The organism is Vibrio sp. Vb1755, from assembly GCF_033338635.1.
GTDB lineage: Bacteria > Pseudomonadota > Gammaproteobacteria > Enterobacterales > Vibrionaceae > Vibrio > Vibrio alginolyticus.
The window spans coordinates 1-1,180 of record NZ_JAWOTA010000257.1; the positions used below are offsets into that span (position 1 = coordinate 1).

Below are 1,180 nucleotides of genomic sequence, written 5' to 3' on the forward strand. Positions count from 1 at the left end.
TGGTGTTATACCCGAAATACAAAACCATCGGTGCCCGCTTAATTGCCGCTTTTGCTTGCAGCACGCTCTTGCTTACCGTGGTGTGTTTGGTCGCTTGGGCGACATGGAACAGCTTGGATAATCAGGTGCGCCTTTTGTTGGAAGATAGCGTACCTAAATATAACGCCAGCTATTTTCTCGAAAGTAAAACCAGTGAAATTAACCGCCGCGTAGAAGCGCTGCAAGCGGTAGACAACAAAGTACAGCTGACTGAACAAGCCATGCAGGTCAACGAGCAATTGGCTTCGATTTCGACCGTTCTGAAAAGCAATAAGATGAGCTCGGAGTTTTATCAATTGCTCGAATCGGAAGCTGGCCTTGCCTCGCTACTGGAAAAGTACGTGGATATGATTTCAACTCGCATCGATCAAACTCGCCGCGTCGACCAACTGATGGAGCAGATTAACTGGCTTCACCAAGATATTCGCTCTGAGCTCAAACCGGTTCGACAAGAAGTGCACTGGCAGATTGAGCGGGTAAACGACTCGAAAGAAATTCAAAACTTGCTGGTGCAATTGAGTACTTTGCAACGGGTCATCGATATTGAATCGGCGGTGTACGACATGGCGATTGATGTTGCTGGCGCATCAATGCCGGAGCAGGTCGACAATGGGATGAAGGTGATTCACTTTCGTTTGATGGATCTGCAAGAAAGCAGCACAACCTTAATGAATCAGCCAACCTCAATCGCTTACAAACAGTTATTGCAAGAACTTGTGGTTGTGTTGAGTCCAGAAGGCGCGTTCGATAAACAATTGATGTCATTAGTGACGCTGAACGGCGACATTCAGAAAATACAAGAGCAAATCGCGCTCAGCATGGAAGCCATTCATCAACAAATCGGTGAACTGGTTTCTACTGCGGACCAAACGTTCAAACAGGTGAAGAGTGAAACCGCCGAGCGCGTGTCTTACGGCAACCACGTTTTGATTGTCTGCTTTAGTTTGTCGATCATGACGAGCATGTTCTTGACGTATTACTTCATCAACCGCCGCATTGTGGCACGTTTGATAGGGTTAGGTGACAGTATTGATGCCATCATCAAAAACGACCTGAGCCATCCGGTTGTGGTGGACGGCAATGATGAGATCGGACGCTTGAGTGAAAAGCTCATCGAGTACGGTGAAAAGGTACAGGAAAT

At 47.2% G+C, this 1,180-nt stretch carries 1 pseudogene; it reads left to right on the plus strand.

The features are described 5' to 3' along the window. Window positions 1-2 precede the first annotated feature (2 nt). Window positions 3-1,180: pseudogene (locus R7E00_RS24340) on the plus strand (two-component sensor histidine kinase); the annotation flags it as partial.